Annotated in this window: 17 protein-coding genes; 10 read left to right on the top strand and 7 right to left on the bottom strand. The window is 68.5% G+C overall.

What is annotated here, in order from left to right:
- Nucleotides 1-26 precede the first annotated feature (26 nt).
- The 4 genes from G5S38_RS10770 (at nucleotide 27) to G5S38_RS10755 (ending at nucleotide 3936) form a co-directional block, all read left to right on the top strand.
- Entirely contained in the window at nucleotides 27-605 is a 579-nt protein-coding gene (locus tag G5S38_RS10770; RefSeq protein ID WP_328796704.1) for a VOC family protein, read from the top strand.
- An 89-nt stretch (nucleotides 606-694) separates the two neighbouring features.
- Nucleotides 695-1735 (top strand): LLM class flavin-dependent oxidoreductase, encoded by a 1041-nt coding sequence (locus tag G5S38_RS10765; RefSeq protein WP_201276664.1) that lies wholly within the window; start codon nucleotides 695-697, stop codon nucleotides 1733-1735.
- 165 nt (nucleotides 1736-1900) lie between these two features.
- Entirely contained in the window at nucleotides 1901-3307 is a 1407-nt protein-coding gene (locus G5S38_RS10760) for an APC family permease (protein ID WP_235929018.1), read from the top strand.
- Nucleotides 3308-3396: 89 nt separating this feature from the next.
- A complete protein-coding gene (locus G5S38_RS10755) occupies nucleotides 3397-3936 on the top strand; it encodes a DoxX family protein (protein WP_165068366.1) in 540 nt (179 codons plus the stop codon).
- A 30-nt stretch (nucleotides 3937-3966) separates the two neighbouring features.
- Here G5S38_RS10755 and G5S38_RS10750 read toward each other — a convergent pair whose 3' ends face one another.
- The 6 genes from G5S38_RS10750 to G5S38_RS10725 all read right to left on the bottom strand — a co-directional run bounded on the left by G5S38_RS10750 (nucleotide 3967) and on the right by G5S38_RS10725 (nucleotide 10030).
- Nucleotides 3967-4920: a carbohydrate kinase family protein gene (locus G5S38_RS10750; RefSeq protein WP_165068364.1), complete on the bottom strand. Its 954-nt coding sequence runs from the start codon at nucleotides 4918-4920 to the stop codon at nucleotides 3967-3969.
- Between the two features lie 69 nt (nucleotides 4921-4989).
- Nucleotides 4990-5655, bottom strand: a complete 666-nt coding sequence (locus G5S38_RS10745) for a hypothetical protein (RefSeq protein ID WP_165068362.1) — start codon at nucleotides 5653-5655, stop codon at nucleotides 4990-4992.
- A gap of 147 nt (nucleotides 5656-5802) precedes the next feature.
- Nucleotides 5803-6795 (bottom strand): glycoside hydrolase family 43 protein, encoded by a 993-nt coding sequence (locus G5S38_RS10740; RefSeq protein WP_235929017.1) that lies wholly within the window; start codon nucleotides 6793-6795, stop codon nucleotides 5803-5805.
- Between the two features lie 5 nt (nucleotides 6796-6800).
- The gene (locus tag G5S38_RS10735) at nucleotides 6801-7724 is read right to left on the bottom strand and encodes a carbohydrate ABC transporter permease (protein WP_165068357.1); all 924 of its coding nucleotides are present in this window, start codon (nucleotides 7722-7724) and stop codon (nucleotides 6801-6803) included.
- Nucleotides 7721-8716, bottom strand: a complete 996-nt coding sequence (locus G5S38_RS10730) for a carbohydrate ABC transporter permease (protein ID WP_165068355.1) — start codon at nucleotides 8714-8716, stop codon at nucleotides 7721-7723. The genes G5S38_RS10735 and G5S38_RS10730 overlap by 4 nt, the downstream gene beginning before the upstream one ends.
- A 6-nt stretch (nucleotides 8717-8722) precedes the next feature.
- Nucleotides 8723-10030: an ABC transporter substrate-binding protein gene (locus tag G5S38_RS10725; protein WP_165068352.1), complete on the bottom strand. Its 1308-nt coding sequence runs from the start codon at nucleotides 10028-10030 to the stop codon at nucleotides 8723-8725.
- Between the two features lie 222 nt (nucleotides 10031-10252).
- On the opposite strand from G5S38_RS10725, the gene G5S38_RS10720 reads away from it, so the two are divergent.
- From G5S38_RS10720 to G5S38_RS10710, 3 genes are all read left to right on the top strand, one after another.
- Nucleotides 10253-11263, top strand: coding sequence for a LacI family DNA-binding transcriptional regulator (locus G5S38_RS10720; protein WP_165068350.1), 1011 nt, complete (start codon nucleotides 10253-10255; stop codon nucleotides 11261-11263).
- A gap of 81 nt (nucleotides 11264-11344) precedes the next feature.
- On the top strand, nucleotides 11345-13165 hold the full coding sequence (locus tag G5S38_RS10715) for a glycoside hydrolase family 2 protein (protein WP_165068347.1): 1821 nt from the start codon (nucleotides 11345-11347) through the stop codon (nucleotides 13163-13165).
- A gap of 130 nt (nucleotides 13166-13295) precedes the next feature.
- Nucleotides 13296-14117 carry a septum formation family protein gene (locus G5S38_RS10710; protein WP_165068344.1) on the top strand — a complete coding sequence of 274 codons (822 nt, stop codon included), beginning with the start codon at nucleotides 13296-13298 and terminating at the stop codon, nucleotides 14115-14117.
- Nucleotides 14118-14500: 383 nt separating this feature from the next.
- On the opposite strand, the gene G5S38_RS10705 is transcribed toward G5S38_RS10710, so the two are convergent.
- Entirely contained in the window at nucleotides 14501-14962 is a 462-nt protein-coding gene (locus tag G5S38_RS10705) for a hypothetical protein (RefSeq protein ID WP_165068342.1), read from the bottom strand.
- A 95-nt stretch (nucleotides 14963-15057) separates the two neighbouring features.
- Here G5S38_RS10705 and G5S38_RS10700 point away from each other — a divergent pair, with 95 nt between their 5' ends.
- The 3 genes from G5S38_RS10700 to G5S38_RS10690 are packed head-to-tail and all read left to right on the top strand — an operon-like array spanning nucleotide 15058 to nucleotide 18370.
- Nucleotides 15058-15432, top strand: a complete 375-nt coding sequence (locus tag G5S38_RS10700) for a biopolymer transporter Tol (RefSeq protein WP_165068339.1) — start codon at nucleotides 15058-15060, stop codon at nucleotides 15430-15432.
- Nucleotides 15429-16457, top strand: a complete 1029-nt coding sequence (mgrA, locus tag G5S38_RS10695; RefSeq protein ID WP_165068336.1) for an L-glyceraldehyde 3-phosphate reductase — start codon at nucleotides 15429-15431, stop codon at nucleotides 16455-16457. Before G5S38_RS10700 ends, mgrA begins: the two co-directional genes overlap by 4 nt.
- 32 nt (nucleotides 16458-16489) lie before the next feature.
- Complete coding sequence (locus G5S38_RS10690; RefSeq protein ID WP_165068334.1) at nucleotides 16490-18370, top strand: DUF2207 domain-containing protein; 1881 nt, start codon at nucleotides 16490-16492, stop codon at nucleotides 18368-18370.
- Nucleotides 18371-18407: the final 37 nt, after the last annotated feature.

The raw sequence follows: 18407 nt of genomic DNA, 5'->3' as shown, positions 1-18407 counted from the left end.
AGCTGAGGTATTGCCACGGTTGGCCCGTGTCTGTCGTCGTGGCTAGCGTGATCGGCATGGACGCGCGCGTGACATTCATCACCCTGGCCGTCGCCGACGTGGCGGCCACCCGCCGGTTCTACGTCGACGGGCTGGGGTGGCAACCCGAGCTCGAGGTGCCGGGGGAGGTGCTGTTCTTTCGGGTGGCACCGTCGGTCACGCTGTCGCTGTGGTCGAGGGAGCAGTTCGAGGCCGAGGTCGGGCCGGTGCAGAGCGGTGCCGGAGCGCCACCGATCACCCTCGCGCACAACATGCCCGACCCCGCAGGCGTCGACGAGGTGCTCGAGGCTGCGCGCGGTGCGGGAGCGACGGTCAGCCCGGCAACCGAACGGGAGTGGGGCGGGTACACCGGCTACTTCGCCGACCCCGACGGGTTCCGCTGGGAAGTAGCGCACAACCCGGGGCCGATCGGGGTCGACCTGCTGCGGGCGGCGGGTGTGATTCCGCCCGACGACACGGAAGACGACGAGAACGACGATGACATCGCGGCATTCGACGCGGCCATGGCGGAAGAGGGCCCCACCATTCCCTGGACACAGGTGCAGGCCGACCTCGATAGACAATGACCCGCCCACAGTGAACTGCCGCGGGGGGTGGATGCTGCCACCCACGACACCCCGGGAATACTTGCGTCGCAGCGAGCGCTGATATCCGCATGAAGCGCATCGGGTTCCTCAACTTCGGCAATTACCAGCAGGTGCAGGGCTCCCTCGTCCGCACCGGGGCCGACGCCCTGCTGCAGACCATCGAACTCGCCGTCGCCGCAGAAGAACTGGGCGTCGACGGCGCCTACGTGCGCGTGCACCACTTCGCCCGGCAGCTCGCGTCGCCCTTCCCGTTACTCGCCGCGATGGCCGCCCGCACCTCGACCATCGAACTCGGCACCGGCGTGATCGACATGCGATACGAGAACCCGCTGTACATGGCGGAGGACGCCGCGGCCGCCGACCTGATCAGCGGCGGCCGACTGCAGCTCGGCCTGAGCCGTGGCTCACCCGAGACCTCCATTCGCGGGTACGAGACCTTCGGCTACGCGCCCGCCGAGGGCGAGACCGATGCGGACGTCGCCCGCAGGCACACCGAGATCTTTCGCGCGGCCATCGGCGGAGCGGGTATCGCCCCAGCCAACCCGCGCATGTCTGCCGAAGGTGGACTGCTCGCGATCCAGCCGCAGGCCCCTGGCCTCAGCGAGCGCATCTGGTGGGGCTCCGGCACGCGTGCGTCTGCCGAGTGGACGGGCGAGCAGGGCATGAACCTCATGAGCTCTACCCTCCTCACCGAAGACACCGGCGTGCCATTCGATGAGCTGCAGGCCGAGCAGATCGCGATCTACCGGGAGGCGTGGGCGGAGGCCGGGCACCCCGGTACCCCCCGGGTGTCGGTGAGCCGCAGCATCCTTCCCATCGTGACCGACCAGGACCGCTACTACTTCGGCCTGCGCGCCCAGGCCGAGAGCTCGGACCAGGTCGGTCACCTTGACGGCGGCTTGGCGCGCTTCGGCCGCAGCTACATCGGCGAACCCGACGTGATCGGCGCCGAGTTGGCCCAGGATGCTGCAGTGCGAGAAGCGGACACGGTGCTGATCACCATTCCGAATCAGCTGGGCGTCGACTACAACGCGCAGCTGCTGGAATCCGTCGTGAAGTACGTCGCCCCGGCTGCCGGGTGGGTGCGCGAGGCCGTGCCGACGCACTGAGCGAGAGAATGAGTAGGGGGTGTCACCCGACCGCAATGCGAGTCGGGTGAAACTCCGCTGAACATTGGCCCTAGACCGGGGGGCATGGCGCGGGTAAGACTGTCTCATCGGCGCGGGGGTGGTCAGCTCGGCTAGCGTGAACGCCGCGAACCGAAGGGTGCGGCCATGGCGGTTGCAGAGACTTCTACCCAGCCCGAACTGAAGAGGGTCATGGGGCCGAAGCTCCTTCTCCTCTTCGTGGTCGGCGACATCCTGGGTACGGGCATCTATGCCCTCACCGGGCAGGTCGCGGCCGAGGTCGGCGGCGCCGCGTGGCTGCCGTTCCTCATCGCGTTCGGCGTCGCATTCCTCACCGCCTGTTCGTACCTGGAGCTCGTCACCAAGTACCCGCAGGCCGCGGGAGCCGCACTTTACGTGCACAAGGCGTTCGGCATCCACTTCGTCACGTTCCTGGTGTGCTTTACCGTGATGTCGTCGGGGATCACGTCGGCTTCTGCGGCATCCGGAGCATTCGCCAGCAATTTCGCGATCGGCTTCGGCCTTCCCGACGGCCCCGGCACCATTCTCATCATCGCCCTGGCATTCATGCTTCTCGTGATGACGGTCAACTTTCGGGGCGTCGGTGAGAGCGTCGGCCTCAACGTCGTTCTCACCCTGATCGAGCTCTCCGGCCTGCTGCTCGTGATCATGATCAGCGTCTTCGCGATCACCGGGGGAGCGGCGGACTTCTCCCGCGTCGTCGCCTTCGACACCCCCGACGGCAAGAGCATCTTCCTCGCGATCAGCACGGCGACCTCGCTCGCGTTCTTCGCGATGGTCGGCTTCGAGGATTCGGTCAACATGGCTGAGGAGACCAAGAACCCGAGCAAGATTTTTCCGCCCGTGATGTTCACCGGGCTCGGCATCGCCGCCGTGCTCTACGTCGTCGTCTCGATCTGCGCCGTTGCGATCGTGCCGATCGGCGAACTCGCCGGCAACGCGACGCCGCTGGTCACCGTGGTGCAGACCGCGGCCCCCGACTTTCCGATCTCCCAGGTCATCCCGTTCATCTCCCTGTTCGCCGTGGGAAACAGCGCACTCATCAACATGATGATGGCGAGCCGCCTGCTGTACGGCATGAGCAAGCACGGCGTGCTGCCGGCCTTCCTGTCGAAGGTGCACAAGACCCGCCAGACCCCGTGGGCGGCCATCCTGTTCACTACCGCCATCGCGCTCGGACTCACCGCCTACGTGTCGATGGACACCTCGAACCCGCTGGTGATTCTGCTCGGCGGCACCACATCGCTGCTGCTGCTCGCGGTGTTCGCGGTCGTCAACGTGTGCGTGCTGATCCTGCGGCGCGACTCGGTCGACCACAAGCACTTTCGCACCCCCACCGTGATCCCGTGGATCGGCGCCGTGGTGTGCGTGTACCTCGTGTTGCCGTTCTCGTCGGGGCGACCGGTGGACCAGTACCGCATCGCCGGGGTGCTGCTCGCGATCGGTGTCGTGCTGTGGGCTCTGACCTGGTTCTTCCACAAGCGCACCAAGGAGCCTGCACCCGACACGAGCGACTTCGAACAGATCGGCTGAGCCCGGGTCGCCGCACTCAGGTGACTGCCAGCTTCGCTGAACGAGCATGATCGCTGGGTGGGCACCAGGGTTCACCGCAAAGGAGACCCATGTCGACGCCAGCCGCACTCACCACCGCCCACACGATCGTGCGCGTCGCCATCGGTGGAATCCTGTTCGCCCACGGCGCCCAGAAGCTCTTCGGCATGTTCGGCGGCCACGGCCCCGAGGGCACCGGCCAGTTCTTCGAGTCGGTCGGCATCAAGCCAGGCCGCGAAGCTGCCATCGCCGCGGGACTCGGCGAAGCGGGTGGCGGGCTCGCGCTCATCACCGGCTTCGTCACGCCGGTTGGTGCCGCCGCCGCGGCCGCAACCATGGGCGTTGCCGCCTCGCAGCACGCGCCGAACGGCTTCTTCAACGAGAAGGGCGGCATCGAGCTGCCCGCAACGCTCGGCCTGATCGCCAGCACCTTTCTGATCTCAGGCCCGGGCGCGGCATCCCTCGACTCCGCCACCGGCAACCTGTTCAACAAGCCGTGGATGCGTATCGTCGCCGCGCTGACCATCGTGCCCGCGATCGTGACAGTCGTGGTGCGCCAACGCCGCGAGAAGGCCGCCGCCGACGCCGAGGGTTCGAGCGACGCCAGCTAGTCGGGCATCGGGCGTGATGACCGCACGCGACTAGTTCGCGGGTGACGTCGCCGCGTCGAGTGCCAGTGCGGAGGGGTCGATGTCGCCTGTAGCACCCGGTCCGCTGATGTGGGTCTGGGCTTCGACGAAGTCAGCGGCGACGGTGTTCGCCCCGGCGACGGCGGTATGGATGCTGCCGCTGACCAGATAGCCGACGGCGAGCGCCGCCGCGAACACATCGCCTGCGCCCACCACGTTTCCGATGCGGTCGCCCGCGAGCGCACGAGTGGGCATGCGGGTGACGATTCCGGCCTGAAAGTAGGTCGCGCCGTTGCTGTTCTGGGTCACGACGATCGTCGTTCCGGGGAACCGCTCCGACCAGGCGCGGGCTAGCGTCACGGCATCGTCGGTGTCTTCGTCGGACAGGATCACGACGTCGAACAGCGGAATGACCCGTTCGTCGTCGATGAACGGACCCGTGCCCACGCTCCCGTCTGCGGACACCCTTCGGAAGTGCCCCTGGGCGAGCAGCACAGACAGCGCGGCGGTGTGGCCGAGCACCGATTCGATGTAGGTCGCGTCGAAGTTCGGGAGCAGCGGGCACACGACCACCAGGTCGGAGCTGCCCAGGCGGGCGGCCGCGCGGGCGTCGATCGGTACCGGTTCGGCGCGGTCGGCGTTCACGCATTCCTGTCGGCGCACCGGGCCGTCGATGTGGTTGCGGTAGAGCATGGTGTCGACGGCGGTCGGGCCGTTGAGCAGCGGGAGGGTGCTGTCGATCTCGAGAAAGTCGACCCCGAACGGAGCGATTACCGCGACGTCGACGTTCGCGAGCTGTTGCCAGTGCCGGTTCATGAAGACGGGCGATGACCCCGCGGTGCGTCGCACCGGGACTGACGCACCGGTGTGGCCGTCGCGCGTCGCGACATCGGTATTCTCGTCGATGCAGACATGACCGACGACGGTGATCGTCTGGCTGCGGGACGGGGACGAGGTGGAAGACACTCGGTGAACGCTAGCAAGAGCAGCGGCGCGTTTGCCGCACGATCGGGGCGTCGTCGGAGCGCACAAGTCTCACGGCAGCGCGGTGAGTGCGACGCGCAGGGTGAGAAGACGCTCGCGGTCGAGGGCGACCGTGACGTAGACCTCACCCACCTGGGCGGCCCAGCCGACGATGTGGGGATCGGTGTCGATCGTGATGGCGGGGAGCTCGACGCCGTCCACGGTGAGGACGGCGGGTTGCGCGTGAGTGGGCTTCACCTCGGCGTCGAGGCGGGGCGGGCGGCCGGCGGCATCCACTCGCCTGCCCTCGACGGAATTGATCAGCACATGGTTCACGTGATGCGCGAGGTGCTCGGCGAGGGTCTGGGCGACACCCACGTCTGGGTGGATGCTGCGGACCGCCTCCCACACCGTCGGATACCGACGCGATTCGAGCGAGGCGATGAACCACTCTGGTTGATCGTCGCGATGGGCCTTGTCGATCCAGTGGGTGATCTCGTCGATGTCGGGCACGAGGTTGCGAGGGTCGGCCGGATCGTCGGGCCAGCGGAGGTAGGAGTAGGAGAGGCTGACCTCCTGGAGGGTGTCGTTCACCGCCATCGTGCTGGCGCCGTCGAGCTCCCGCAGGTGCGGCTGCGGCACGAGCGTGAAGACGGGCGCACCGAACCGGGCGATGACCTCGGCGCGGGTCGGCGGGGTTGGGAGGTCTCGGACGGTCCTTCCGGGGATCTCTTGCATGCCTCATCTTTGCCCGCGGCGACGGCGCTGGGCAAGGAGCAGGGCCGCACCCGGGCACGATGCGACGCGGGCACGAAACAACGCGGTCGCGGTGAACCTGTGGATCCCCGCGGCCGCGTCGCACACGCAAGCGGGCGAACGGTCGAACTACTCGCTGGCCGCGAGGCGCGGAATGTCGCCGTCCCATTCCACGGGTGCGACGTACATCGCCCGGTAGGTGTAGTCGGCATCCCAGCCGTGGAACGCCAGGTAGTCGGCGCCATCCGGTCCGACGACGAGATCCTGCCCGCCGGGCCCGCGGTAGAGACCGTCGGTGTTCTCCGTCGAGAGGATCGGCTCCGGCTCCTTGGTCCACGGGCCGGCCAGGCTCGGCGCGGTTGCGGCACCGACGGCATAGCTGTCGTCGCCGTAGTTGTTCGCCGAGTACAGCAGCACCAGCTGCTCGCCGCGGTCGACCAGCGTCGGCGCCTCGACGAGGTTGCCCTCCCACGCCTCGGTCTGCATGACGAGCTTGACCGTGTCGCCGGCGACGGTGAGCCCGTCGGCCGATAGGGGAGTCGCCTGCAGCCAGGTGTCGAGCGAGCAGCAGTTGCCGTCGTTCTTCCACAGCAGTTGCAGGGTGCCGTCGATCATCGCCGTGCCGGCGTCGATCGCCCCACCCTCGTCGGGCGGACAGATGAGCATTTCGTCGCCCTGCACCTCGAACGGCCCGGCCGGGTCGGTCGCCGTGGCCACGCCGATGCACTGCAGCGACGGCTGGAAGTTCGTCGCGGTGAAGTACATCGCGTACGACCCAGGGGCGATCTCGGTGACCTCGGGCGCCCAGGTCTTGCCGGGGATCACCCAGTTCGGCAGGTCGGGCAGGGCGTCGGGCAGCGTCTCCCATTCGATGAGGTCGGTGGATGACGCGACCTGCACGTTGCGGTTGTTGTCGTTCGTCGCATACGCGTAGTAGACGCCGCCGACCTCGAGGAGGTCGGGGTCGGCGAAGTTCGCGTCGAGCACGGGCGACGGGCCCCCTGCCCCCGCGGCGTCGGTGGACGACGCGGAGGGCGCGGGCGCGTTGGGTGCGGCGGCGGCGCAGCCGGTGAGCGCCAGCGCGGCGACGAGTATCGCCGCGCCGGCGGTCGCGGCATCCATGCGCCTCATCCCTTGACGCCCGACCGGGAGACACCCTCGATGATGAATCGCTGGAGGAACACGAACAGGGCGAGCACCGGCAGGCTGGCGACGACCGCACCGGCCATCAGCAGGTCGTAGCGCACCGTGTTGGCGGACTGCAGCGTCGACAGGCCCGCGGGCAGGGTCTGCACCTCAGGGCTGAAGAGCACGTAGACCGGCCAGAGGAAGTCGTTCCAGTTGCCGAGGAACGCCAGCAGGGCGAGCGTCGCCAGCGCGGGCTTCGCGAGCGGCAGCACGATCCGGGTGAAGATGACGAACCGGTTGGCGCCGTCGAGCCTCGCCGCCTCTTCGAGCTCGACCGGCAGGCTCACGAAGAACTGCCTCATGAAGAACACCCCGAATGCGGATGCCGCGGTCGGGATGATGATCGCGACGAGCGAGTTCAGCCACCCCAGCTCGCTGACGATGAGGTAGTTCGGAATGACCAGGATCACCGGCGGCACGAGCAGCGTCGCCACGATGACGGCAAACACGATGTTCTTGCCGCGGAACTGCATCCTCGCCAGCGGGTATGCGGCGAGCGATGCGGTGACGACCACGAGGCTCGCGTTGAGTGCGGCCGCGAGCATGCTGTTCGCGAACCACTGCAGCACCGGGGTGTTGGTGCCGGGGGCGAGGATCGTCGCGTATGCCTGTAGCGAGAACGGGTCGGGGATCCAGGTCGGCGGGATGCCGGCGGCCTCTGCCCTGGTCTTGAACGACGTGACCAGCATGAAGATGATCGGGCTGACGAACGCCAGCGCGATGGACCCGAGGATGACGATGCGCAGGATCGTCGAGCGCCTGCTGCCCGAGCGCGGTTCGTCGGAACCGGCCGGGGTGTCGACCCTCTCGTCTTTCTCGTTCTTCTCGTCCTTCTGGCCCTTCTGGTCGAGAACGTTCGTCATGAGCGCACCTTCTTTGCCTTCGGTTCGTTCTTCTCGCGGAATATCCAGAACACGACGACGCTCACGAGCATGAGGAACACGGTCAGGACGTAGCTCATCGCGGCGGCGCTTCCCATCTGGAAGTTGCGCAGCCCGGTGTCGGCGATCTGGTAGATCGCGGTGCGGGTCTCGCGACCCGGACCGCCCTGGGTCATTAGGTAGGACTGGCCGAACATGTTCGCCGAGGCGAGCAGGGTGATGATCGTGATGAACGACAGGATCGGCTTGAGGCCGGGGATGGTGACGTGTACGAACTGCTGCCATCCGTTGGCCCCGTCGACCCGCGCGGCCTCGTACAGCTCGACCGGGATGTCCTGCAGGGCGGCGAGGTAGATCACGGCGTTGAAGCCGAGGGTCCACCAGACCGTGACGCCGATGAGTGCCACCCACGCGGCGGGCGTCGAGGTGGTCCACGCGGTGTCGTCGGGCAGCCCGAGCAGGCCGAGGTAGTGGTTGACCAGCCCGATGTTGTTGTCGAGCAGGTAGCGCCACAGCACGGCGACGACGGCGACGCCGAGCACGTAGGGCGCGAAGTAGATGGCCCGGAGGAAGTTGCGACCCGGGAACTTCTTGCTCATCAGCAGCGCGACGGCGAGGGGGATGGTCAGGAGGAGGGGAACGCTGAACAGCGTGAAGATGCCGGTCGCGCGCATCGAGCCCCAGAACGGGCCGGAGACCGTGGAGTTCGGGTCGAACAGTGCGACGTAGTTGTCGAGGCCGACGAAGGGCTTGAGGGGGAGGGTGTAGTCCCAGGAGTGCAGGCTGATCCACACGCCGAGCACAGCGGGCAGGATGACGAACCCACCGAACAGCAGCAGGTAGGGGGCGAGGAATATCCAGGGCGTCGCGGCCGCCTGTTCGCGGGCGGGGCGCCTGGCCGGGGCCCCGCGGGTGGCCGCGGGGCGGGACGCCCTCCCGGTGGGGAGGGCGTCCGCGCTGACCTTCGTCGACATTGTCGCTCAGCCCCCGAAGGTGGCTGCGTTGTCTTCCATGAGCTGCGTCGCGGTGCCTTCGGCATCGGTCAGCACGTCGGCGGGCGGGGTCGAACCGAGCACGCCCTCGGAGACGGCGACCTCGAGGGTCTCCGTGACGACGGTTCCGATACCGGGGATCGGCGGGAGGAAGCGCATGTCGTCGATCTGCTCGGCGATGGGTGCCTGCGGCAGGCCCTCGAGGGCTCCGGCGTCGCGCACCGACTGGCGTGCCGGGATCATTCCGGATCCGGCCCACTCGGCCGACTGCTCGCTCATCCAGGCGATGAACACCTTGGCGGCGTCGGTCTTGTCCTGGTCGGCCGAGGCCTGGCGGGGGAGGAAGAAGTTGTGCGAGTTCGCCCACACCGCGGAGTCGTCACCGATGGTCGGCACCGGCGCCATGGCGTACGGGAGGCCGGATTCGGTCAGGTCGTTGACCTGCCAGATGCCGTCCCACGTGATCGACGTCTCGCCGTTCTTGAACGCGACGTACTGCGAGTCGACCGCGACGTCGCTCGGGCTGAAGCCGTCGTCGACGATCCCGCGCTGCCATTCGAGGGCTGCGATACCGGCGTCGGAGCCGAAGGAGGCCTCGTCGTCACCGAACGGCTCTCCGCCGTTCTGCCACAGCAGCGACAGGTTCATCAGGTGGCTGGGCCATCTGGTCGGCATCCAGAACGGGGTCTCGTACCCGGCTGCGGAGAGCTTCTCGAGGGCTTCCTGGAAGGATGCGGCGTCGGTGGGCGGCTCGGTGATGCCGGCCGCGGCGAAGTGCTCGGTGTTGTAGTACATCGCAAGGGAGTGCACGTCGAGCGGGATGCCGTAGCGGGCGCCGTCGTAGACACCGGCGTCCCATACCTCGGTGGTGAAGTCGTCTTCGGTCAACTCGAGCTGGTCGGTCAGGTCGTCGATGGGCACGATGACGCTGCGGGCGGCGTTCGTGGCCAGCTGGTCGAGGTGCATGACACCGACGTCGGGGCCTTCGCCCGCGGTCACGGCCGCGGGAAGGCGCTGGTAGAAGTCGGCCCACTGCATGGTGTTGGAGACGACGGTGATGTTGTCGTGCTCCTCGTTGAACTGCTCGACCATCGATTCCATGAACGGTCCGTCACCACCGGTGAAGCCGTTCCAGAACGAGAGCTCTACTTCTTCACCGGTGTACTCACCGGTGAATGCCTCACCGGCGGCTTCGGGTGATCCGCCTGAGCACCCGGTCACCCCGATTACTACTGCTGTGCCGATCGCCGTCGCGGCTGCAAGCCTGCGCCTGACGGACATTCGTGGCCTGGTCATGGTCGTCCTCCTCATTGAGAGCTGTGCTCCGCGGGGTGCGGCGCTGTGTGTGCACTGCCGTCGGACGTTCGACAAAGCGAGTACTCGGACAATGTACAGCGCTGTAAACCGGAAGTCCATACCGGGCAGATCACGATCGTGGCGGGGCCCCGCCATGGGAAAGCGCCTCCCCACTCACGAGGGAGTCTCGCCTTAGGATGGGCGCGAAGGATTGGGATACGAATGGCACGGGTGCGATTGATCGACGTGGCGGAGCTCGCCGGCGTCTCGATGAAGACCGTCTCCAACGTCGTGCACGACTACCCGCACGTCGCCCCCGCACTGCGGCAGAAGGTGCAGAGTGCCATCGACGAGCTCGGCTACCGTCCCAACCTCACCGCCCGGCGCCTGGCCACCGGCCGCACCGGCATGATTGCCCTCGCCATGCCCGAGATGGACCACCCGTACTTCTCCGAGCTCTCGCGCTACATCGCCGAAGAGGCCACCCGCCGCGGCTACCGGGTGCTCATCGAGCAGACGCTCAGCGACCCGGTCGCGGAGCGCGCCGTGATCGGCGACCGCGAGGCCGGACTGGTCGACGGCGTCATCTTCCACCCGGTGCAGATGGGCACCCTCGACATCGCGAAGCTGGCCCCCGGCACGCCGCTCGTGCTGCTCGGCGAGGCCGCGATGCCCGTGATGACGGATCACGTGATGATCGACAACGTCGCCGCGGCCCTGGAGGGAACTCAGCACCTGCTCGATTCCGGTCGCCGCCGCATCGCCTTCCTTGCCGTGACCGACGGCGACATCACCGGCTCGACGACCCAGCGACTGCTCGGATACCAGCAGGCGCTCATCGAGGCGGGGCTTCCCGTCAGCCCCGACCTGGTGCTCACCGCGCGGAAATTCTCGGCCGAGGCGGGAGGCGACGCGATCACCGAAGCGCTGGCAGCCGGGCTGGAGTTCGATGGCGTGGTCTGCCGCGACGACAAGTTCGCGATCGGCGCGCTGAAGGCACTGCAGGCGGCGGGCAAGTCGGTTCCCGGCGACGTCGCCGTGGTCGGCTGGGACGACACCTTCGTCGGCCGGTACACCTCGCCGACCCTGACTTCCGTCGCCCCGGACAAGATGGCCATCGCCTCAGAGGCACTGTCGCTGCTCGAGGATCGCATCGACGGCTACCAGGGCGTCGGGCGACACCGGATCGTGGGCCACTCGCTCGCCGTGCGCGGCAGCACGCCCGCATCGTGAGCGTGGCTCACCCGGTTCGAGGGGAACCGCGCACCGCGGCATCCACTTTACAGCGCTGCAAAATCGCGGCATGATTGCCCAATGTCCGACACGCCTCACGCCGCCCCCCTGCACGACGCCGAGTACCCGCGCCCGCAATTGGTGCGCCGCGCCTGGGCCGACCTCGGCGGTGAGTGGCGGTTCGAGCACGACGACGCCGACCAGGGGCAGGGCGCCGACTGGTTCACCGACACCACGCACTTCAGCCGGGCGATCACGGTGCCGTTTCCGCCCGAGTCGCCGATGTCGGGCGTCGGCGAGCAGGGGTTTCACCCCGTCGTCTGGTACTCGCGGGAGATCACCTCGGCCGACATCGCCGCGAGCGGGCACGTCGAAGGCGACGGCCGGCTGCTGCTGCACTTCGGGGCCGTCGACTACCGCGCGTCGGTCTGGATCGACGGGCGCCTGATCGGCACCCACGAGGGCGGGCAGACCCCGTTCTCGTTCGACGTGACCGACCAGATCGGCGGCGACGACCCGCACCTGCTCGTCGTGCGCGCAGAGGACGACCCGCACGACGTCGGCCAGCCCCGCGGCAAGCAGGACTGGCACGAAGACCCGCACGTGATCTGGTACCACCGCACCACCGGCATCTGGCAGCCGGTGTGGCTCGAGGCCGTGGCGGCGCAGCACATCGACCGGCTGAGCTGGGTTCCCGACGTGCCGAGCGGCAGCGTCGCGATCGAGGTGGAGCTGTGCAGCCGCCCGGCGTCGGCCGTCGACGTGCGAGTCGAGCTGACCATCGACGGGCGCCTGCTCGCTCGGCAGTCGTACGCCACCGGCGGACCACGCTCGCGCATGGTGATCGACATCGCGCACCAGGTGAACGGGCAGGCGTTCGAGGACCTGCTGTGGTCGCCGGAGCACCCGCGCCTCATCGACGCGCGAGTGAGCGTGCACGACGCCGACGGCACCTCGCTCGACGAGGTGTTCTCCTACTTCGGGCTGCGCAGCGTCGCGGTCGACGGCGGGCGCTTTCTGCTCAACGACCGGCCCTACTACGTGCGGTCGGTGCTCGAGCAGGGGTATTGGCCCGAATCGCACCTCGCGTCGCCGTCGGCGGCGGCACTGCGCGACGAGGTGCAGCTGATCAAGGACCTCGGCTTCAACGCCGCGCGCATCCACGAGAAGGTCGAAGACCCGCGCTTTCTCTACTGGGCTGACCGGCTCGGCCTGCTCATCTGGGGCGAGATGGGCAGCACCTACGAGTTCTCGACGGAGGCGGTGGCGCGGGTTACCCGCGAGTGGATCGACGTCGTGCGCCGCGACCGCTCGCACCCGTCGATCGTCACCTGGGTGCCGATCAACGAGAGCTGGGGCGTGCAGCAGATCGCGCACGACCCCGCCCAGCTGGCGTTCGCCCAGTCGCTCTACCACCTGACGCGTGCCCTCGACCCGACCCGCCCGGTGATCTCGAACGACGGGTGGGAGCATGCCGAGTCCGACATCCTCACCATCCACGACTACTCGGCCGACCCCGACGAGCTCGACGCGTCGTACCGCGACGTCGACGCCGTGACCGCGATGGTCGACGGCGTCGGCCCCGCCGGTCGCCGCCTGCAGCTGATGACGCGACCGGTCGCCGGGCAGGCCGTCATGGTCACCGAGTTCGGGGGAGTGAGCTACGCGCCCGGTGCCCCCGCCGACTCGTGGGGGTACTCCACGGCATCGAGCACCGAGGACTTCGAGCGTCGCGTCGGTGGCATCGTCGGCAGCATCCGCCGCAGCCGCCTGCTCTCGGGGTTCTGCTACACGCAACTCACCGACACCCTGCAGGAGACCAACGGGCTCACCGATGCGAACCGGTCGCCGAAGCTGCCGGTCGAGGTCATTCGCCGCATCGTCGCCGGCGACCTGGGATAGCCCGCCAGTTCGGCCCGTTTGGGGGATGCCGCGGCTCGCGGCCCGGCAGTAGCGTGCAGCGAGTACGGCACGATTGGCGCTGCCGCAAACCCCGAACGGAGCGCCGGTGCCGACGTCTGACGAACCGACCATGACCGAGCCGACGGCGGGTACCCCTGCGGGTTCCACGGACCAGCCGACCCCTGCAGGGCAGCCCGGCCCGTCCACCCCCTCCGACCAGACGCAGTCGAACCCGTGGCTGTCACCCGGCGGGGCACAGTTCCCGGCACCGCCGGCGGGACCGCAGGGGTACTGGCCCGCGTCTGCCGCGGCGCCGGGCGGCGGCATCCGGAGCCAACCGGGCAGGCCGGGCGGTGACTACCCGTTCGCCGAGGTCGGGCGGGAGAAGCGCTCGAACACGCTGGCGATCGTGGCCATCGTGATCGCGTCGCTTGCGCTCTTGGTCGGCATCATGGCATTGGCAATCGCCAGTATCGCCTCGGTAGCCAGCGCGGCTCTCGGGGGCGCCTATCTCGAGGAGCCATATGCCGCCGACTTCGGCGATGCCGCGCTTTACGGCGAGTACGCGGGTGCCGCAGACTTCACGGGCGTCACGTCCGTCGACGATCTGCGCGAGGGCGTGTGCTTCGGTGCCGTCGACATCGACAGCGACCTCGTCGCCACACCCGGCACCCTCCCGTGCGACTCGGCACACGACTATGAGGTGTATGCCGTGTCGACAGTGGAGGGCGACCTGTTTCCCGGTGAGGACTTCATGTACGACGAGACGTACCCCGCCTGCGAGGACACGTTCGAGGACTTCATCGGGGTCGATTACTACGACTCGGTGGTCGGCTACGGACTGCTCGCTCCTACCGCCGAGGGGTGGGACGACGGTGAGCGCGGCGTGGTGTGCTTCGCGTACGTCTACGACGCCAGCCGCGACTCCTCCCTGCGCGGTTTCGGCGAGTGAGCGGCCCGGCGCTCGATGCGCACGCTGGCGCCAGCCGTGCGCCTGAGCAGTCCACCGACTCCGTCACCTGGGCGACGCTGTCGACTGCCACCCGCACCGAGGTGATCCGACTCGCTGAGCGGGGCGAGCGTCACCCCGACGCTGGCATTCGCTCCGCGTCGCACGAGTGGGCTACTTCCCCCATCTGGTCGCGCTGGTGCTGGGCCTGGTCGGCTGGAACATACGCGCTGCCGCCGCTGCGGTTCGATCGCTCGGCGGTGACGACGCGCATTCGGCGATGAGGTGAGCGGATGTCGCGGTTCGGCGCCGCGGCACCACCCGCGCCTCACGGTCACCCGGCCCGCCCTGGCAAGTCCTCACCCACAAGCAAGCGCGCGCGCGACTCAGCGCAGCGGCTGGAACGTTCCCGTGAATGTGAATTCGGCGCCCGGATCGATGTCGATGGTGAAGTTCAGTTCGGTCGCATCGATGTCCAACGGCATCTGATATCCACTGGAACCACCGCACGGGCCGGACATGAACACCCGGGGGTCCTCCTGCAGCTCGACGTGCGACTCACCCGACGTGCACGTGAAGCTCGCCATCAGGTAGAACGCATCGGGCGACGGGCGGTCGATGGTGAGCGTGGTCGGGCCGGTACCCGACTCGTCGACCCGGGGCCAGTCGGCGCCGGTTGCCGGCTCGGCACTCGATGCGGTGTCTTCATCGGGCGCCGCCGACGGGGTAGTGGATGCCTCGGCGCCGCCCACCGCGTCGGTGGATTGCGCCGCGCAGCCGGCGAGCAGCAGCACAGCCGCACCCGCGAGGGCCGTCCCTGTCGTGAGCCTGCGCAGGCCGTTGGTCATGAGTCGCTCCCCGGATCGATGCCGCCGGCCGGTGCCGGCAGACGAGGTGAGTCATAGTCTGCGGTCTCGGAGCCCGCCCGGGCTAGCGTTCACCCATGAGCGAGAGCGCGCCGCATCCATCGGACACCACCCCCGACGACGACCGGTGGATGACCATCAAGGGGCGGCGGTGGCGCCGCACCGACCCGTCGCTTCCCGATGACGTGCTCGCTGCGCTGACATCGCACCTCGGGCGCGGGCGCTCGGGCGTGCGCACCGCGAAGAAGGCAGACGATACCGAAGCGGTCGCCGCGGCCCGCACCCGCGTAGGACTCGCGAAGCACGGCCTCGGCGAGCGCGGTCCGTACTGGTGGGACGACCCGGAAGCCGACCGGCTCGACCGGGCGAAGGATGCGCTGCGGCAGCTCGACGCCCTCGACGCCGCGACCGCGGGCGAAGCCGCCCACCCACGTGACAGCATGGACGCATGACCTACCTCGCTGCCGAGAACCGCTACGACGACATGCCATACCGACGCACCGGACGGAGCGGCCTCGAGCTGCCCGCGGTCTCGCTCGGGCTGTGGCAGAACTTCGGCCAGAACGTGCCCGTCGAGCGCCAGCGCGACATCCTGCGCCGCGCCTTCGACCTCGGCGTGACGCACTTCGACCTGGCCAACAACTACGGTCCGCCCGCCGGCAGTGCCGAGACCAACTTCGGCGACCACCTGCGCCGCGACTTCTCGGCGCACCGCGATGAGCTCGTCATCTCGTCGAAGGCTGGGTACACGATGTGGCCGGGCCCCTATGGCACGCAGGGGTCGCGCAAGTACCTGCTGTCGTCGCTCGACCAGAGCCTGGGCCGCATGGGACTCGACTACGTCGACATTTTCTACTCCCACCGGGCCGACCCCGACACGCCGCTGGAGGAGACCATGGGCGCCCTGCACACGGCCGTCACCTCTGGCCGCGCCCTCTACGCCGGCATCTCGTCGTACTCGCCGTCGCGCACCATCGCCGCAGCGAAAATCCTCGCCGACCTCGGCACCCCGCTGCTCATCCACCAGCCCTCCTACTCGATGTTCAACCGCTGGGTGGAGGACGGGCTGCTCGACACCCTCGAGGAGCTGGGTGTTGGATGCATCGCCTTCTCGCCCCTCGGGCAGGGGCTGCTCACTGACCGCTATCTCGACGGCATTCCCGCCGACGCCCGCGCATCGAGGGGCGTGTCGATGAAGGAGACCATGGTCTCCGACAGGGCGCTCACCTCGATCCGGGCCCTGACCGAGATCGCGAAGGGCCGCGGGCAGTCGCTCGCGCAGATGGCCATCTCGTGGACCCTGCGCACCTCGAGCGTCACCTCGGCACTCGTCGGTGCGTCGTCGGTCGCGCAGCTCGAGGCGAACCTCGCCGCGGTGCAGCACCTCGATTTCGACGGTGCCGAGCTCGCCGCGATCGACGAGCACGCCGTCGACATGGACATCAATATCTGGGCGGCCTCGAGCGCGGTGCAGTAGCCGCGGACGACCCGGTGTCTATGCTCGGGGGCGTGAAGCGCCGAGCGATGTACCTGGGGATGCTGTCCGTACTGGTGGGGGCGGCGGTCGGCATGCCGGCTGCCGTGGCCTCCGCCGACGAGCTCGACGACTTCGAGTTCTCGAGCTTCGATGGCGTCTACGAACTGTCGACCGACGCCGACGGCCGGTCGGTGCTCGAGGTGCAGGAGACGCTGGTCGCGGTGTTCCCGCCGGAGCAGAACCGTGGAATCCGGCGCGAGCTGGTCGACCGCTACGACGGGCACCCGACCGACCTGCGGGTACTCTCGGTCACCGACGAGAACGGCGACCCGCGGGAGTACGAGACCGAAGACGACGGCGACTTCGAGGTCGTGACCATCGCCGGCGACGACTTCGTCGAGGGTGAGCAGACCTACGTCATCACCTACGAGCAACACAACGTCACCAGGTACTTCGACGACACCGACGCCGACGAGTTCTACTGGGACGTCAACGGCACCGGGTGGGCGCAGCCGTTCGGCGTCGTGACGGCGCGGGTCGTTCTCGAGCCCGAGCTGCAGCGAGCACTCACCGACCAGGTGACCGCGGTCTCCGGTGCGGAGGGCGACAGCAACCCCGTCGAGTCGTTCACGACGGCCGACGGCTACGAATTCACGCAGACCGACCTCGGGCCGGGCGAGAACCTGACCTTCGCGATCGGGTTCGACGAGGGCACCTTCGTGCCGCGCGACGGCAGCTTCGGCGCTGCCCCGTGGCCTCTGGTCTCGGTGCTGCTGGCGGGGGCGAGCCTGCTCGTCGCGGGGGGCGCGGCACTGCTGCGGCGCACGCGCCTGCGGGATGCCCCCGGCAGGGGCATCATCGTGGCGGAGTACCTGCCGCCGAAGGGGGTGGGGGTGCTGCTGGCATCCACCATCTCCGGCACCACGACGAAGGCGACCACCGCGCAGATCCTCGCGCTCGCGGTCGCCCGCAACCTGCGCATCGTGGAGGTGCCCCGCATGGAGCGCAAGAAGAAGAGCAAGCCCGAGTACCACCTCGAGTTCCTCACCGCCGAGGGCGCGGACGCGGACAGTCTGGCCTTTCTGCACGCCATCTTCGGGGATTCACTGGATGCGGGCGAGACCCGTGACCTCGCACAACCCGACGCGAAGGCGGTGACGAAGATCAGCGCGCTGCAGGCCGCGGTGACGAAACGGGCGACGGCAGACGGGTACCGCAGGGCGCTGCCGGTCGGGCTGATCACCCTGGTCGTCGTCGTGGGGCTGCTGGTCGGCCTCGCCGCGATCGTGTTCAGCATCGTGTCGCTGGTGCAGGCGTACGGCGGGTTCGTGCCCGTCATCAGCCTCACGGTGGGTGCCCTGGCCATCGTCGCGACGGTCGCCCTGGTGGCACGGCAGCCGCTCGAGCCGAAGGGCGTGGAGGTGCGGGACCACCTGCGCGGCCTCAAGGTGTACATCGCCCTCGCCGAAGCCGACCGGTTGCGTTACCTGCAGTCGCCGCAGGGGGCGGAGCGCGTGCCGGTGAACGGTGGCGCGCCGGTGAACGGCGCCGGGGCAACTGACGGCACCGGGGCGACAGACGCCGGCGGGCCGATCGACCCGGACGACACCGCGCAGGTGCTGCGGCTCAACGAACGCCTGCTGCCGTATGCGGTGCTGTTCGGGGCCGAGAAGGAATGGGTCGAGGAGATCGGCCGGTACTACGAACGCCTCGACGCCGATCCGTACTGGTATTACGGGCAGGGGCACTTCAATGCCGCGATCTTCGCCAGCAGCATCGGGTCGGTGTCGACCAGCCTGTCGTCGTCGTACAGCAGCTCGAGCGGCGGGTCGGCCGGCGGCTGTCCCTTATTAACATCCTACGCCGCCGACGAAGGGGGTAGTGTTGATGTCCGCGTGGCGCCGTCCCTTTGAAAAATGAACACATGGGCGATTAGTTCGTTCGCCTGGT

This window comes from Marisediminicola senii (genome assembly GCF_011057645.1).
GTDB classification, from domain to species: domain Bacteria; phylum Actinomycetota; class Actinomycetes; order Actinomycetales; family Microbacteriaceae; genus Marisediminicola; species Marisediminicola senii.
Note: the sequence above shows the minus strand (reverse complement) of the source record. Positions and strands in the feature narration are given on the sequence as shown.

Bases quoted from the DNA above. Each gene is read 5' to 3' on its own strand.
- G5S38_RS10765 (WP_201276664.1), top strand. From the start codon at position 695: ATGAAGCGCATCGGGTTCCTCAACTTCGGCAATTACCAGCAGGTGCAG.
- G5S38_RS10760 (WP_235929018.1), top strand. From the start codon at position 1,901: ATGGCGGTTGCAGAGACTTCTACCCAGCCCGAACTGAAGAGGGTCATG.
- G5S38_RS10755 (WP_165068366.1), top strand. From the start codon at position 3,397: ATGTCGACGCCAGCCGCACTCACCACCGCCCACACGATCGTGCGCGTC.
- G5S38_RS10745 (WP_165068362.1), bottom strand. From the start codon at position 5,655: ATGCAAGAGATCCCCGGAAGGACCGTCCGAGACCTCCCAACCCCGCCG.
- G5S38_RS10740 (WP_235929017.1), bottom strand. From the start codon at position 6,795: ATGGATGCCGCGACCGCCGGCGCGGCGATACTCGTCGCCGCGCTGGCG.
- G5S38_RS10735 (WP_165068357.1), bottom strand. From the start codon at position 7,724: ATGACGAACGTTCTCGACCAGAAGGGCCAGAAGGACGAGAAGAACGAG.
- G5S38_RS10730 (WP_165068355.1), bottom strand. From the start codon at position 8,716: ATGTCGACGAAGGTCAGCGCGGACGCCCTCCCCACCGGGAGGGCGTCC.
- G5S38_RS10725 (WP_165068352.1), bottom strand. From the start codon at position 10,030: ATGACCAGGCCACGAATGTCCGTCAGGCGCAGGCTTGCAGCCGCGACG.
- G5S38_RS10720 (WP_165068350.1), top strand. From the start codon at position 10,253: ATGGCACGGGTGCGATTGATCGACGTGGCGGAGCTCGCCGGCGTCTCG.
- G5S38_RS10715 (WP_165068347.1), top strand. From the start codon at position 11,345: ATGTCCGACACGCCTCACGCCGCCCCCCTGCACGACGCCGAGTACCCG.
- G5S38_RS10710 (WP_165068344.1), top strand. From the start codon at position 13,296: ATGACCGAGCCGACGGCGGGTACCCCTGCGGGTTCCACGGACCAGCCG.
- G5S38_RS10705 (WP_165068342.1), bottom strand. From the start codon at position 14,962: ATGACCAACGGCCTGCGCAGGCTCACGACAGGGACGGCCCTCGCGGGT.
- G5S38_RS10700 (WP_165068339.1), top strand. From the start codon at position 15,058: ATGAGCGAGAGCGCGCCGCATCCATCGGACACCACCCCCGACGACGAC.
- mgrA (WP_165068336.1), top strand. From the start codon at position 15,429: ATGACCTACCTCGCTGCCGAGAACCGCTACGACGACATGCCATACCGA.